The sequence below is a fragment of the Rossellomorea sp. NRS-1567 genome, from assembly GCF_050467885.1.
Taxonomy (GTDB): domain Bacteria; phylum Bacillota; class Bacilli; order Bacillales; family Bacillaceae_B; genus Rossellomorea; species Rossellomorea aquimaris_C.
In genome coordinates this window covers 129,086-144,652 of sequence record NZ_JBITPL010000002.1, presented here as the reverse complement: position 1 = coordinate 144,652, position 15,567 = coordinate 129,086, and the positions used below count along the sequence as shown (strand labels likewise).

Below are 15,567 nucleotides of genomic sequence, written 5' to 3'. Positions count from 1 at the left end.
TTGAAGGATTTTCCTGAAGAGACTATAGTTAACATTAACTGCTTCCGAACCGTAGTGAACGATATAGATATAGAAAGGGGAGCGCCCGTTTGAAAATTAGTGATTTTTCCATACGCCGTCCTGTATTCACCATTGTCACAATGCTACTCATACTTATTCTTGGAGGAGTATCCCTCCTCAGAATCCCATTAAAGCTCATTCCTGATCTGAATCCTCCAGTTGGGGTCGTCGTGACTAATTATCCTGGCGCAAGTCCTGAAGAAGTGGTGGAAAAGTTGACAAAACCACTGGAAGAGAGCTTGTCCACTTTACCAGGAATGAAAAACATCCAATCTACTTCCAGGGAAGGCTCAAACTTCATTCTCCTTGAATTTTCATGGACAACCTCCATTGATGAGATAGAAAATGATGTACTTCAAAGAATAGATCAAACTCCGCTTCCAGATGGGGCGGATAATCCCAGGTTTCTTAAGTTCGACCCTGCCCAATTTCCTATCATTCAATTCTCTTTGCGTGAAGAGGGTAAGGAAAGTAATTTAAAAACGCTATCCGAGAATTTGAAATTGGAATTAACCCGGGTTGAAGGAGTGGCCAATGTAAACGTTTCTGGTTCACTCCAGGATGAAGTGGTCATTGAACTAAATCAACAAAGGCTGAAAGATAATCGTCTAAGTCAATCTGACGTTATTAACACGATTAGAGCAAATAATGTAACATCACCTGGGGATACCATAGAAACTGATGGACAAACCTTAACCACCCGTGTTATGAGTGAATTACAGTCCGTTGATGAACTGGAAAAATTGGTGCTTCAAGTGAATCCTCAAAATGGTAAGAAGATTACCCTTGGGGAAGTAGCGGTTGTTGAGAAGAAGCAGCAGGACACGAATACGATCACTCGTGCCAATCAGGACTCTGCCATCCTTTTTAGTGTGTTACAACAATCCGACGCAAACACGGCTTCTGTTTCAAAAGCCTTTCAAGATGAGCTGGATCGTCTACTTCAACAAGACCAATACAAATCAATCAAAGCAGACATTCTCTTTGATCAGGGGGACTACATTACACAAGCGATAGGAAATATTGCAAATTCCCTTATCATTGGCGGGGCTTTTGCCATGCTTGTTCTATTTCTATTCCTGAAGAATGTAAAGAGTCCGTTAATCATTGGTGTGGCGATTCCATACTCTGTCATCGTTACATTTGTCTTAATGTTCTTTGCTGATTTTGCTTTGAATATCATGACTCTCGGAGCACTTGCCCTTGGAATTGGAATGCTTGTGGATAATGCCATTGTTGTAATTGAAAATATTTATCGGCACCTTTCTCTTGGGAAAACACCGAGAGAGGCTGCGAGTATCGGAGCCAAAGAAGTGGGTGGAGCCATTACGGCATCTACTTTAACAACAGTTGCAGTGTTTTTACCTGTTGTCTTTATTTCAGGTTTGCTTGGTGAATTATTTACCGAATTTGCCCTGACCATTTCTTTTAGCTTATTAGCATCCCTTGTTGTAGCCTTAACGGTCATCCCGATGTTAGCAAGCAGATTATTGAAGAAGCCTAAAGGAAATCTCGAAGCGAAGCGCAGGCGCTCAAAAAGCAGAAAAACATTTGCCAGATCTATCAAGTGGGCCCTTCGTCACCGATTCATCGTCCTGTTTATTACGGCACTCACTCTGGTCGCTGGCGGTTTCGGCTTAACGACAGTAGGAACACAGTTTTTACCTCCTACGGATGAAGGGTTTTTCAATATGAGGGTCGAATTAGATAATGGAGCATCCGTGGAAGAGACAAACAAAGTTGTAAATGCAATTGAAGATAGGCTGGAAAAGGAAAAAGATGTCGATGTTTTTGTAAGCCTGGTCGGTACAACTCAGGAAGAGTCCTTTAGAGGAAGTTCAAAAGGGAATATTGCTGAAGTGTACGTGAAAATGAAGCCTTTAGAAGATCGTGGGAGATCCATATTCACTTTTGCAGATGAAGTAAAACCTGAGATAGAAAAAGCTGCGAAAAAGGTAAATGATTCATCGGAAATTTCTTTTAATCTTCAGTCAACATCAGGTTCTAGCCCTCAAACCCTGACGTTCAATTTAAGGGATACAGATCCAAATCGATTGGATCAATCTGTCGATGCATTATTCAATTCTTTGAAGGGTATGGAAAACGTCTCAGAAGTGACGACGGATCAAATGGAAACGGTCAAAGAAGTCCAAATGAAAGTGAACCGCGACAAAGCTCTCGAACAAGGGTTGGCACCAGCTCAGATAGGCACCCTTGTACAGGATGTAACACGAGGTGTATTGGCGACTCAAATGGTTACAGAGACGTCTGATGTCATAAACGTCCTCGTACAATATGACCGTAATATTACGGAGAATCTGGACTCTTTGAAGAAACTACTTATCCCTAACGGACAAGGGAAGTATATTCAATTAAATTCTGTAGTGGATTTTTCGATAGAAGATGGTCCTGTCAGTATACAGAGAATCGATCAGCAGCACGCAGTTCAATTCACTTTGAAGTATTCTTCGTCCACCAATCTCGGGGCAATCTCGAAAGCTGTGGATGAGAAGATAGAATCTCTGGAACTTCCGAACGAGACATTGGTTTCATTCAGTGGTGACAGGGAGTTACTGGAAGACTCCATTGACGATATGGCACTGGCACTTGGACTGGCAATTGTTCTTGTGTATATGGTCATGGCTGCACAGTTTGAATCGTTTAAATATCCATTCGTCATTATGTTTACAGTGCCGCTCATGGTCATCGGGGTCGCAATAGCGCTGGCGGTAACTCAAACACCTATAAGCATTTCAGCGATCATTGGTGTCATTGTCCTGGCAGGCATTGTTGTTAACAATGCGATTGTGATTGTCGATTACATCAACCAGCGTAAAGAGTCAGGAATCAATAGCTTTGATAGTATTGTTGAAGCTGTTCAAGACCGGGCACGGCCGATATTAATGACCGCATTGACGACTATACTTGGCTTGTTACCTCTTGCCCTGGGACTCGGGGAAGGTACTGAGATCAATCAGCCGATGGGTATAGCAGTCATTGGTGGGTTAATAAGCAGCACACTGTTAACGATTTATGTCATTCCGATCGTATACAGTTTCTTTGATAAGGAAACGAGAAGAATGAAGAGAAATCGTGCAGCATACGGTAATAAAGAATAGTCAAAGTCAAACGAGCCAACCTGACAGCTAAGTAGTCATCTCCTCATATCGAGCAGGTACCTTAGACTGCAGGTTAGCTTTTTTTATTACCCATTTTGAAAGCAGTCCTTGGCGGGGGGAATCGATATGAAGAAAGGGAACTATTTAATCACGGGGTTTCCAGGATTTTTGAGTCTTAATATTGTGGAAGAACTAATTAGTCAAGAGAAGGCATCATCGATCTACTTGCTTCATTTGGCCACTATGACTGAAGAAGCAGAGGTATTAGCCGGTAAGCTTGCAGGAAATAGGGGAACCGACCTCATTTTAGTGCAGGGGGACATTACCCAGCCAGATCTTGGAATGTCAGAAGGGAACATAGCTGAAATACGCGAAACAGTGGAGTATGTCTGGCACTTAGCTGCCATCTATGATCTTGCCGTGCCTGAAAATCTTGCCTATATAGTAAACGTCGAGGGAACACGACACGTTAATTCTTTCTGTAAAACTCTTCACCGATTAAAGAGATATGTTTATTTCTCTACTGCGTTTGTGGCCGGTACACGTAAAGGAGAGGTTTATGAGAAGGAGCTTCTGTATCCTGACAGCTTTAATAATTTCTACGAACAGACAAAGTATGAAGCAGAGGTATACGTTGCGGAACTAAAGGGAGTCCTGCCGATTACGATCATCCGTCCGGGTATCGTTAAAGGAAGTTCAAAGACGGGTGAGACAGTTAAGTTTGATGGTCCGTATTTTATTATGAATATGTTTAAGCGATTATCCTTTTTACCCTGGATACCCTTTCTCGGAGAAGGAAATGCCCTCATCAATATCGTTCCTGTCGAATATGTCGTCCGAGCTTCGATATACCTCGGCCATGAAGAGATCGGAACAGGAAAAACCTATCACCTTACCGATCCACAACCAGTGACGGTAAAGGAAGTGTATGAACAGATTCTATGGCATATGTACAAGAAACAGCCTCGGGGAAGAGTTCCCTTGTCTCTTTCCAATTGGGCACTGGGCTTTCGGTTTGTACGCAGATATTTGAAGGTTGAACGTGAAGCGCTTGATTATTTTACACTTGAAGGAAGGTTTAATTGTCAATATGCCCAAGAAGACTTAAGAGGGTCTCACATTCAATGCCCAACCCTCTCAAGTCAAATTGAAAAAATGGTTGAATTTTATCTTGAACATTCTTCTAACGAAAAATTACATGTAAAGATTAATTAAGGACGTATTCATGAAGATTGTCAGATAGTGTCTTAATCCTCGTAATAATTGGGAGGGAAATGGTAAAAATAATGAGAGAAGCATCAATAGGAGGATTCTCGAGATGTCATTTTCCCTTACGCAAGATTCGATCCGGTACATACATCCTATCATTCATTCACTTCAACGCCAATTGCTGGGATGCCCATGAAAACTTCTATTACAAAATTAGAAGGAATTCTATGGAGCATTGCTCTTCCTGGTTTTCCGCAATTATTGGTTGGACTTTGGTTTAAGGGAACGTTATTTGTGCTTCTTGAGATTATCATCAATGTCCAAAGTAATTTCAATCAAGGGATCATGTATAGTTTTTTAGGGGAAACCCATAAAGCAGCTTCTGTAATCGATTATCAATGGTTGATGTTTTATCCTTGTCTATATATGTTTGCCATGTGGGATGCTTATAAGCTTGCTCAAACAAAGGAAGAACCTTATATATTTTTACCTTTTGTCATGTCTGCTTATATGGTGACCGTTGGCTTGATGTACTCTCCGAAGGTATATTTATTTGGTGAATTTATAGGACCTGTCTTTTTGCCGATGTTGTTTGTGATTCCAGGAGTGGTACTTGGGCTGATCATTCGATCAATCCTAATCCGGATCCAATAAGTTTTATCTCTTTACGAAACGTCATTCATGAGGTAAGATATGGCTATACAACTTAAACGTTTTCTACCTGTCAAAGGGGAGTAGCTATAGGTGTCATACCTAAACAAAGTCGTCAGTTCATGGATTACTCCATCGGCTTTGTTGGCATAATGATTATGCTCAGCAAGACCTTTGCCTTTTTTAGGCAAGGGTCTTTTTATTTTATAAAAATCCTTGCCTATTGGAAAACTAACTGTGTAAATAGGAGGGACTTACATTAATGGATGCTTCAATGTTATTGGAATATGGTTGGGTGCTGCTCATCCTTGTTGGTCTGGAAGGAATTCTGGCTGCCGATAATGCAGTTGTTATGGCAGTCATGGTTAAACATCTGCCGGTAGAGCAAAGAAAGAAAGCACTCTTTTATGGTCTGCTGGGAGCTTTTGTATTTAGATTTGCTGCACTATTCCTCATTTCGTTCTTAGTGAATGTATGGCAGGTTCAAGCCATCGGGGCCATTTATTTATTCTATGTGTCGATTCATCATTTCGTTAAAAAGAGGAAAGATACGGGAATTGTCGAGTCAGAGTCAAACAAGGGCTCAGGTTTCTGGACGACGGTATTGAAGGTAGAGCTAGCAGACATCGCCTTTGCAGTTGACTCCATGTTAGCTGCCGTAGCTTTAGCGGTTACTTTGCAGCCAACCGGATGGTTTGATGTCGGTGGAATTGATGGAGGTCAGTTTATCGTCATGTTCCTTGGTGGAATCATCGGCTTGGTGATCATGCGATTTGCTGCAACTTGGTTTGTGAAGCTATTGGAGAAATATCCTACATTGGAATCAGCGGCGTTTTTAATTGTTGGTTGGGTTGGGGTGAAGCTGGCTGTCTTTACGCTTGCTCATCCTGATGTGGCGATCCTGGATCATCATTTTCCTGAATCGAAGCCATGGAAGCTCGTCTTCTGGACCGTTTTAATCCTTTTATCAGTTGGAGGATATTTATTATCACGAAAGAAAGCAAAACAGGAAGAAGCCAAAGAAGAAGCCAAAGAAGCCAAAGCCGAATAAAGAAAAATCGAAAGCTAACGTGAGAAAAATTCACGTTAGCTTTTTTACTATGAAAAATCATATGTCTACCTCTCCTGTACCATTCAGTCCCTCCTTAAGAACTTTTTCAATTTAAATTTGTATAAACCCCCTCAAAAAAAATTCTCTTAACGTAACTCCTTTAATAAGGCGATCGATCGACCAATAAAACTTTAACTTCCGAGGTGTACATATGACAAAAAAATCCAAATTAATGAAATCATCTTTAGCTGTATTAGTAGCAGGATCTATTAGCTTTTCAGGTTCATTGGCTTATGCGAATGACGATGAAAAAACGTTCGATACGGTTACAATTGAGCAAAAGGGCAGTACAGGCGTTGCAGTGAATGACGAAGCCATGATTGATTCTGCTAAAAAAGAAATTGAAAAACTGGAAAAGACTGAAACCCCATCATTACTTCCTGGTGATTTCTTCTATTTTGCTAAGCTTGCTTTAGAGAAAGTGAAGCTTGCCTTTACGATGGATGATGCGAAAGAAGCAAAATTACTTGCAGAGTATGCAGCAGAAAGGCTTGCTGAAGTAGAAGCTTTATTTGAAGAAGGAAAAGAAGAGGAAGCCATCGAAGCAATCAATCATGCTATTGAAATGATTCAACGTTCTGGAGACGAATCATCACACGGTAAGAACGAAGAAGCTTCTGACGATAATTCAATGGAAGAGTCAGCGGACGAAACCACAGATGAATCGAATACTGAAGAGGAAAACATTGAAACTGAAGAAACCAAAGAAAGTAATGAAGAAGAAACTGTAGAAGAATCAGATTCCGAAGTAAAATCGGATGAAATGACTCAAATGGAAGAATTAATGTCACAAAATATCATTGCACTTCAAGCTAATCTCGAGAAAGTGAAGAACCCTAAAGCGAAAGCCGCCCTTCAAAAAAATATTGAAGAAAGTTATATGAAATTAGCCGAAAAGCTTGCAAAACTTGAAGAGAAATGGGCGAAAAAAGCAAATGCTCAAGAAGAAACAGAATCCAATGAATTGGTAGTGGAAGACCCTGAAACACCAGTCGAGGAACCAGCACCAACCGATACAACAAATGATGAGAATGCAGCTGAAAATACAACTCAGGAATCTCCTCAAGCAGCAAAGACTGCTCCAGTAAAAGCTAAGCATGTAGAAAAAGAAGCAAAAAAAGAATTAAAGGAACAACAAAAGCAAGAGAAAAAAGAAGCAAAAGAAGTTCGTAAACAAATGAAAAACGAGGAAAAACAAGCTCGTCATGATGTTAAAGAAGAAAAGAAACAGCATCAGCCAGCTTCAAAACAGAAGGAACAACAGGGTCAGAACAGTAAAAGCGGAAAAGAAAACGGCAAGGGTCACAATAAAGACTAAGTATAGAGCAATAGCTTCAGGATAGGCTGAAACTAATGATTCGTCAGTCTCGAAGGGGATGCTGAACTTAAAGTGATACTTCATTTGCTGAGTTGAGTGCATCTGTAAAGATTACTTAAGCAGTACCCCTTCCTCTCTATTATCCTTTTAATATCAACTTCATATGAGTATAATAGTGTGCAGGATGGAGTGAGACTGATGCTAAATGTATTACTAATTTTACTAGCCAAACAAAAGAAGAAACAAACGCTCGAAGACATGGCGATACGAGTACAAAATGGTGATGAACAATTACTGAACATAGTTCTGGAAGACTATAAGCCATTTATAAAAAAGACGGTATCTTCAGTCTGCAAGCGGTATATCTATGAAAGTGATGATGAATTCAGCATCGGTCTTATTGCCTTTCATGACGCTATCTTAAAATATAATCATCAGCGAGGGTCATCCATCATTAGTTTTTCTGAAGTAATCATCAAACGGAAAGTAATAGATTATATCAGAAAAAACGGAAGGTATCAGGATGTGAGCATCGACATGAGTCTGGTTGAGGACGATGAAGAGACCCCGAATTTAACAATCGAGCAAATCGTTTCTGTTGAAGAATATGGAAAGCAGCAAGAAGGAAAGAAGAGGCGTGAAGAGATCATCTCCTTCCAAGAACATCTTTCTCACTTCAAATTATCCTTCCATGAGCTGGTCGAACAATCACCTAAGCATGAAGATGCCAGACTGAATGCCATTGACATTGCTAAAACGGTGGTGAATTCCAAGGAATTATTGGAGTACCTCCTTGAAAAGAAACGATTACCCATAAAAAAATTAGAGAAACAGGTAAACGTTAGTAGAAAAACAATTGAGAGAAATAGAAAATATATTATTGCCATTACTCTTATTCTTATTGGAGATTATGTGTATTTACGGGATTACTTAAAAGGGCGGTTAGAGATATGAAAAATGGGATTATTATGGAAATTAGACGTGATATCCTCGTTATGATGACGTCAGAAGGGGAATTTCTGACGGGAAGAAGGCAGCCCAATCAACATTATACAATAGGAGATGAAATTCCTTTCTTTCCTTTGCATCATGAAACTGCTATCGCCAAACCATCTATTAAATGGAATTGGAAAGTATCGACTGCATTATTAACAACTATAATCATCATCCTCACCCTGTTTTCAAGTGGTTTCTTACAGAATAACCAGGCATATGCCTATGTGTCTGTCGATATCAACCCAAGTATGGAATTGACACTGAATGAAAAACAACAGGTGATCAAGATTACCCCTTACAATCAAGATGCCAAAGTGCTTCTAAAAGAGTTAGCTGACTGGGAAAACATGGATGTAAGTGAAGTAACAGAGGAAATCTTCCTCTTATGTGAAGAAATGGGATATTTAAAAGAAAATCAGAATGTTCTCATCACCTCTTCATTTATTGAGGATTCAAATGATCAGCGTGAAGATGATTTGGTTGCTGAAATAAATAAGTTTGTTCAAGAATACAGCACAGACCACAACATGAACATTACGGTGAAAGAAACATCGCAGGAAATGAGAAAAGAAGCTTCTGATAAAGGAATGACTGCTGGGTCTTTATTACGGGAAACTGAAAAAGTTGAAAAACCGAAACCAGCAGGGGATCCTATAGAGGATAGTAAAGAGCAAGATGTGCTCAAAGAGGGAATGAAGAAAGAGGAGAATTCAAAGGTCGAGAATCAAAATGTGGAGTTACCATCTGAAGAGAAGAAGCAGAAACCATCAAAACCTGAGAACCATCCAAAAAATAATAAACCTCTTTCAAATGAAAATAAGCCTCAAGAAAAACCTGCACAGTCCCAGGGCAAAATCAATTCCTCTGACCACCACAAATGGAATGAGTCCAATGGGAAACACAATGGTTCTTCTAAACAGGGTGATAAAGATCAAACCAGAGGCAAAGAAAACCGTGATAATCACGAAAAGAATAACGAAGAAAAGAAAAATGATCATCAAGAAAGAAAAGAGAATAAAAAAGATAAAGACTAATAAACAGCGACCCATTTATTAAATGGGTCGTTCTCATTTATAAGGGGTAGCTGGTGAGTCCAGCTACCCCAAGCCAATATTATTTAGTTTGTTGTCCGGAAAGTTGAGATTGAGCTTGTTTAACCAGTCGTTTTGTAATTTCTCCTCCAACGGATCCGTTAGAGCGAGCTACTGTATCTGATCCGAGTGTCACACCAAACTCTTGAGCGATTTCATATTTCACTTGATCAAGGTATTGTTCAACACCAGGAACGAGTAATTTATTACTGCTTCTAGCCATGGTTGTTTCCTCCTTAGTAGTAGACTTGAAACAATGATGTTTCTGTAGTACTATTATTTGTCTTATTTCTTCGAACATGAATGGTAATATTTCGCCGAAATTGTATAGTTTGTATGGGAGGAAATGAATCACTGATACTTGGTGGTTTAAGCTGCTTTCCTTAAAGAAAGAATAAACATATAGGAAATTACCCATTTTTCCTTTCATTCTTCGTACATATTCATTAAGATAGAAAAGGAAATAACCTTGAAAGGGAAAAACAGATATGTGGTATAAACTTAGATTAAACTTGAATAAATTGACTCCAGCTCAAGTCATTGTGACCTTCTATCTTATCGCTGTAACTGTGGCAACGATTCTTTTGAGCTTACCATTTGCCCATAAACCCGGGGCAGAGTGGAGTTTTATTGATGCTATTTTCACTTCCGTCAGTGCCGTGAGCGTAACCGGCTTGACGGTTGTTAGTACTGCGGATACGTTTAACACAGTAGGGATTTTCTTATTGATATTTGTTTTACAGTTCGGTGGAATTGGAATCATGACCCTTGGAACTTTTTTCTGGCTCTTGGTAGGAAAGAAAATTGGTTTGAAAGAACGACGATTGATTATGATGGATCAAAATCAATCCAACCTGTCGGGTCTTGTTCATCTATTAAAACAAATATTATTACTCATTATTGTGATTGAATTAGTCGGTGCGTTTATATTAGGGGGCTATTTCCTGAGTTATTATCCAAGCTGGCAGGAAGCATTTACACAAGGACTATTTGCCTCAGTAAGTGCGACGACTAACGCTGGTTTTGATATAACTGGTCAGTCACTCATACCTTTTAAAAATGACTATTTTGTCCAATTCATCACGATCATCTTACTCACTTTAGGAGCAATTGGATTTCCGGTATTAATCGAGACAAAAGACTTTTTATTGAACAAGCAAAGAAGCAAACATCATTTCTCATTATTCACTAAAATTACGACCATTACATTCGGTATATTATTAATTTTCGGTACGTTGGTTATATGGTTGTTCGAGTATGATCGATTTTTTTCAGGTATGACTTGGCATGAATCTTTCTTTTACTCCCTCTTTCAATCTTCATCGACGAGGAGTGGAGGGCTTGCTACCATGAATGTAGCAGAGTTTTCAACTCCTACATTACTGGTATTGAGTGCGTTAATGTTCATTGGGGCATCTCCAAGTTCAGTAGGTGGGGGAATTAGGACAACAACCTTTGCCCTGAATATTTTGTTCTTATTCCACTTCGCCAGGGGCAATAAAACGATCAAGGTCTTTAGGAGAGAAGTACACGAACAGGACATCATCAAGTCCCTAGTCGTTACGATGGTGGCCATCCTTATGTGTTTTGTGTCGGTGGTTATCCTAACGATTACAGAAGACCACAGTCTTATTGAAATAATATTTGAAGTAGCTTCAGCCTTTGGAACCACAGGTTTATCATTGGGAATCACTTCTGATCTTTCTACAATTGGAAAGAGCGTGATTATAGCACTCATGTTTATAGGACGTGTCGGCATTCTATCCTTCTTGTTTATGATAGGTGGAAAAGAAAAAACAACCAAATATCATTATCCAAAGGAAAGGGTCATTATTGGATAGAAAAACGATGCATGCCGCATCGTTTTTTTATTTGAGCACAGAATAGGGGACATCAAAGTAAATCCAAAGGAAGAGAATGATGGGGAAGGATATAATCCATCCTACCAACGGGTTTTTATGATGAACAATGAGTACGGTGAACATCATGATATTAAATAGGATATCCCATCCCAAATGCCAGCCATTGTGATAGGTCATCATTCCAAGTAAATGGGACAAGCCTTCCGTCACACCATAAATACCCGTCCACAATAGTATCCAGGCTATTTTTCCCCGGTATGACGAGGGGAGCCTGCCGATAAAGATGGAAATGGTTGAGGTGTATTGAACAACCATTTTACATAGGGAAATGATCGTATGATTCAGGCTGATGTGATCCCCGAATGCTGTAATCGCATGGAATTTCCACATAGAGTAGTCATACAAAAGAAACTGTGAAAGTAGATCTCCAATAATAAAAAACAACAATGTTGGATAATAGCTGTAAAAATCTTTCCAATTCCCGAATTTCCATCCAAGTAGAGCGTAACAAAATAAGAAGACAAGTATCATGTTATATCCTCATTTAGCATTTTTGCATAGTTTTTGGTTAAATGCTTCATTTATTCAGACTTTTTCTTCTAGTAATGGAATACCTTTCGCAGCCAAAATCATATTTCTTTTGGAATGGAAAGAGTATCGGGTGGGGAAAGTAAGGATACAAAGGAGATGAGTTAATGATGAAACGTAAAGCTCAGTATAATGCTGCTGAAAAGAACAATCAAACACCTTTAAAGAATAAGCAAGAGGCAGAATTCTCCGCTGAATTCTCACAAGGAGAAGATCCAGCGAAGGGAAAGAATAGAAACTCTTCTAAAGGGATGAAGGGCAGAAGCTGATGAAGGATAAAAAACAATCTTTCCGTGAAGAATTTGGTCAGGAATTTGGAGATGTTAATGCGGCTAAGATTCTGGAAGTGACACAAAAACAGCCAAAAGCAAAAGAAAACAAGAAAAAATGTTAAGCGGTTCGCTTAACATTTTTTCTTGTTTATAGTGAAACAGATTGTCGGTCAAACTCAAATACGGTAGATTGGCCTGAGGCTGGCTCAAAATAAGCTAATACAAACTGATCTTGTCCATCCTTCGACAGAATCGTTTCAAGGAGTGTATGCTTATACAATTCTTTTTCATTTAAGTTTAGTCGAGCGAAAGATTCACCTGCGATAGATGGTTGTGACAGCAAGGTTTGATAAATAGCAGACCTTTCTTCTTTCGTCAGTTCATGTGTCCACCAAGGCTTTCTTGGTTTGTACTTCTGATTCTCCAAATAATCCAGTTTCATTAGACCTTCAATAATCGAAATGTTGTAGCTTGTCTCTGTAAATAAGAACTCATGCAGTCTTTTAAACAAATCCTCCAGTTGATGTCCGATTCTTGACCAACCACGATTTTCCCAGTAGGAGCCGAATAGTTGGAAGAAATCAAATGGTGTTTCAAAGCATTCGGTCACCAGATATTCGATCGTCCGGTCCATACGATGATCGTTCCAATACTTTTCTAATACATCTTCAACCTGTTTGATTCTAACGATATCATCAAAGGATAATACATTGTTCCCGAGGATTTCATAAGGTGAATGGTCCATGTACGTATATTGATGATCGTTGGCACGAATCCTTAAGCCTGTACCGCGAAGCATCTTCAGGAATCCTAATTGAAGTTCCTCTGGACGCAGTTCAAATACATCATTGAAGGTTTTCCGGAATGAATTGTAATCCTCTTCAGGCAGACCGGCAATCAAATCCAGATGCTGATCGATCTTTCCTCCATCCTTGACCATCGTAACGGTTCTTGTCAGTTTCGAGTAATTTTGTTTTCTCATCACAAGATCATTCGTTTCGTCATTTGTTGATTGGATTCCAATTTCAAAGCGAAATAACCCTGCTGGGGCATTTTCGTTCAGGAATTCAATGACTTCGGGTCTCATGATATCGGCTGTGATTTCAAATTGAAAGACGGTTCCAGGTAAGTGTTCGTCGATTAGAAATTGAAACATTTCCATGGCATAGCTACGGCTGATATTGAACGTACGATCCACAAATTTAATGGTTTTTGCGCCATTTTTCATTAAGAATCGAATGTCATCTTTTACCTTTTCTCTGTCAAAGTAACGTACACCTACTTCGATCGAAGAGAGACAGAATTGACAACGAAATGGACAACCCCTGCTTGTCTCGATATACGTAACCCTTTTACCCAATTGAGGCAGGTCTTCTTGAAAGCGAAACGGTGAAGGTACTTCCCTTAAATCAATTTTATTCTGCTGTGGCTTGATGACCGGCTTTCCATCTGCTAAGTAAGCCACTCCATGGACCTTTGAAAAGTCCCTGTCACCATTCAGTTCATCCAATAACTGCTTAAAGGATTCTTCCCCTTCACCGATCACGATAAAGTCAACGTCTTCCAGCCGCTCCAACCAGTAGGGAACATCATATGTGACTTCCGGACCTCCCAGGACAATGGTAACTTCAGGCAGGATTTTGCGAAGGATCTTGATCACTTTGATCGTCTCTTCGATATTCCAAATGTAACAGCTGAATCCTATAATATCAGGTTTTTTCGAGAACAAGTCACTAGCGATGTTAAGGGTGGGATCCTTAATGGTGTATTCAGCCAGTTCTATCTCATGTTCGGGCTCTGCAAAGGCCTTCAGACAACGAATGGCCAGATTGGTGTGAATATATTTTGCATTTAACGTACTTAAAACGACTTTCTTCATAAATAAGCTCCTTTTATACTAACCTCACATGGATGAGCCATGTGAACCATTGTAAACCATATTTTCCAACATATACGAGTTGTTCGTACATCTAATACAAACCGTACTGATTATCATTTTATCTAAGGAAGAGAGAAAGCTCAATGTTTGTCTGGAATGAATTTAAATTTATTGTAAGTATTAGAAGGAATTTAAGGAAAAGTTACGAATAGTATAATAAAATAGTTAGTTTATTGAAAATTGTGTAGAAGGATGAATCGATGTATACCTTAAGAGAATAGATACTCATGAAAAGGGACTGACCCGTGTCTGCTATTGGGTCAGCCCTTTCTAGTGAGGATTATCTTGTTTTCATTTCTCTTTTTGAAAGAAGTTTCTGTAGTTTGGTTGATTTAAACTCCACTATCGGTTGCGTTATGCTTGTGAAAAATTTTGTCGAAAAAATCATTGTCAGAACCAATGATACACCGAGTAAGACTAATAAACTCGTAGTGGGATCAATGGTATCCTTCAGCTGGCTTTCCCGGAATAATCGGATAAGAAAGCCGTGCAGCAAGTATACATATAGCGTATTTTTGCCCCATTTAGTGAAGAACCTTCTTTTCGTAGGGACAAAGGTAAAGAAGCTAAAGACCATCACAACGTTCAGCAGGTAAACAAATGCCCTGACTGCTAAACTAATGGTGTTGTTCCCTTCGAAGTCTCCATACGGCTTAGAGCCAAGTAACCATTTATCGGAGAATTCAGGGATGAAATACATTCCTAAAAATACGAGAACAAATAATGTACCTGCCACTATACGAGCTTTACTCGTTTTAAAATATTCGAAGTGCTCCTTATCCAAATAATAGCCCATCAGGAAAATCGGAAAGAAAACAAATGTTCTGGACAGGCTTAGATAGTTTGAAATTACATCAGCAAATCCTACAAGCAGCCCGATGGAAAAAGCGATTGTCAAACCGACGGCGGGCTTGAACTTAAACCACTTGATGAAAACATACAATAATGCGTTCCAACAGAATAAGCTGATGAGAAACCATAATGACCAGTGCGGATTAAGTGGATCCACTTCAAATGTTGATTTCTGATAAAGAAAATAGTAATACACCGTGTAAATCAATTGAAACACAAGGTAAGGAAGTATTAACTTTTTCGCCAGTTTTTGAATATATCCCTTTTTATAAAATCCTTTTGCGAAAAACCCTGCCACAAGAATGAAGGCTGGCATGTGGAAGGTGTAAAGCGTTTTGTACAGAGAAAGGATAAAGGGATCGCTTTCTATATAGGACCGGATCAAATGTCCAAATACAACCAGGAAGATCAAAATGAATTTGGCATTGTCGAAGTAATAGTCACGCTGTTTCATATCTTCACCATCTCTTAGAATAGATTTATCCTAATTCATTCTTAC

14 protein-coding genes and 1 riboswitch are annotated in these 15,567 nt (G+C 39.3%); of the genes, 10 read left to right on the top strand and 4 right to left on the bottom strand.

The features are described from left to right. Positions 1–89: 89 nt before the first annotated feature. From ACIFOD_RS02385 to ACIFOD_RS02355, 7 genes are all read left to right on the top strand, one after another. Positions 90–3,179, top strand: coding sequence for an efflux RND transporter permease subunit (locus tag ACIFOD_RS02385; protein ID WP_430313340.1), 3,090 nt, complete (start codon positions 90–92; stop codon positions 3,177–3,179). Between the two features lie 126 nt (positions 3,180–3,305). Then, positions 3,306–4,394 (top strand): SDR family oxidoreductase, encoded by a 1,089-nt coding sequence (locus tag ACIFOD_RS02380; protein ID WP_430313339.1) that lies wholly within the window; start codon positions 3,306–3,308, stop codon positions 4,392–4,394. Positions 4,395–4,580: 186 nt separating this feature from the next. Next, positions 4,581–5,042, top strand: a complete 462-nt coding sequence (locus ACIFOD_RS02375; RefSeq protein ID WP_430313338.1) for a hypothetical protein — start codon at positions 4,581–4,583, stop codon at positions 5,040–5,042. Positions 5,043–5,105: 63 nt separating this feature from the next. Beyond that, positions 5,106–5,203: riboswitch (yybP-ykoY riboswitch) on the top strand. Between the two features lie 98 nt (positions 5,204–5,301). After that, complete coding sequence (locus ACIFOD_RS02370; RefSeq protein ID WP_397553817.1) at positions 5,302–6,090, top strand: TerC family protein; 789 nt, start codon at positions 5,302–5,304, stop codon at positions 6,088–6,090. Positions 6,091–6,301: 211 nt separating this feature from the next. After that, entirely contained in the window at positions 6,302–7,468 is a 1,167-nt protein-coding gene (locus tag ACIFOD_RS02365) for a hypothetical protein (RefSeq protein WP_430313337.1), read from the top strand. A gap of 198 nt (positions 7,469–7,666) precedes the next feature. Continuing rightward, entirely contained in the window at positions 7,667–8,422 is a 756-nt protein-coding gene (sigI, locus tag ACIFOD_RS02360) for an RNA polymerase sigma factor SigI (RefSeq protein ID WP_430313336.1), read from the top strand. A gap of 14 nt (positions 8,423–8,436) precedes the next feature. Further along, positions 8,437–9,498, top strand: a complete 1,062-nt coding sequence (locus ACIFOD_RS02355; RefSeq protein WP_430313335.1) for an anti-sigma factor domain-containing protein — start codon at positions 8,437–8,439, stop codon at positions 9,496–9,498. A gap of 79 nt (positions 9,499–9,577) precedes the next feature. On the opposite strand, the gene ACIFOD_RS02350 is transcribed toward ACIFOD_RS02355, so the two are convergent. Continuing rightward, on the bottom strand, positions 9,578–9,778 hold the full coding sequence (locus tag ACIFOD_RS02350) for an alpha/beta-type small acid-soluble spore protein (RefSeq protein ID WP_044337619.1): 201 nt from the start codon (positions 9,776–9,778) through the stop codon (positions 9,578–9,580). 265 nt (positions 9,779–10,043) lie between these two features. Here ACIFOD_RS02350 and ACIFOD_RS02345 point away from each other — a divergent pair, with 265 nt between their 5' ends. Then, entirely contained in the window at positions 10,044–11,396 is a 1,353-nt protein-coding gene (locus ACIFOD_RS02345) for a TrkH family potassium uptake protein (RefSeq protein WP_430313334.1), read from the top strand. A 27-nt stretch (positions 11,397–11,423) separates the two neighbouring features. Here ACIFOD_RS02345 and ACIFOD_RS02340 read toward each other — a convergent pair whose 3' ends face one another. Next, the gene (locus tag ACIFOD_RS02340; protein WP_430313333.1) at positions 11,424–11,948 is read right to left on the bottom strand and encodes a CBO0543 family protein; all 525 of its coding nucleotides are present in this window, start codon (positions 11,946–11,948) and stop codon (positions 11,424–11,426) included. Positions 11,949–12,112: 164 nt separating this feature from the next. Between ACIFOD_RS02340 and ACIFOD_RS02335 the strand changes: the two genes are divergently transcribed. Both ACIFOD_RS02335 and ACIFOD_RS02330 read left to right on the top strand, forming a co-directional pair. Then, on the top strand, positions 12,113–12,274 hold the full coding sequence (locus ACIFOD_RS02335) for a hypothetical protein (protein ID WP_324747899.1): 162 nt from the start codon (positions 12,113–12,115) through the stop codon (positions 12,272–12,274). Continuing rightward, complete coding sequence (locus ACIFOD_RS02330; RefSeq protein ID WP_258549568.1) at positions 12,274–12,399, top strand: hypothetical protein; 126 nt, start codon at positions 12,274–12,276, stop codon at positions 12,397–12,399. The genes ACIFOD_RS02335 and ACIFOD_RS02330 overlap by 1 nt, the downstream gene beginning before the upstream one ends. A 26-nt stretch (positions 12,400–12,425) precedes the next feature. Here ACIFOD_RS02330 and ACIFOD_RS02325 read toward each other — a convergent pair whose 3' ends face one another. Together ACIFOD_RS02325 and ACIFOD_RS02320 are read right to left on the bottom strand one after the other, a co-directional pair. Continuing rightward, on the bottom strand, positions 12,426–14,156 hold the full coding sequence (locus tag ACIFOD_RS02325) for a B12-binding domain-containing radical SAM protein (protein ID WP_430313332.1): 1,731 nt from the start codon (positions 14,154–14,156) through the stop codon (positions 12,426–12,428). Between the two features lie 340 nt (positions 14,157–14,496). Then, positions 14,497–15,522, bottom strand: coding sequence for an acyltransferase family protein (locus ACIFOD_RS02320; RefSeq protein WP_430313331.1), 1,026 nt, complete (start codon positions 15,520–15,522; stop codon positions 14,497–14,499). Positions 15,523–15,567: the final 45 nt, after the last annotated feature.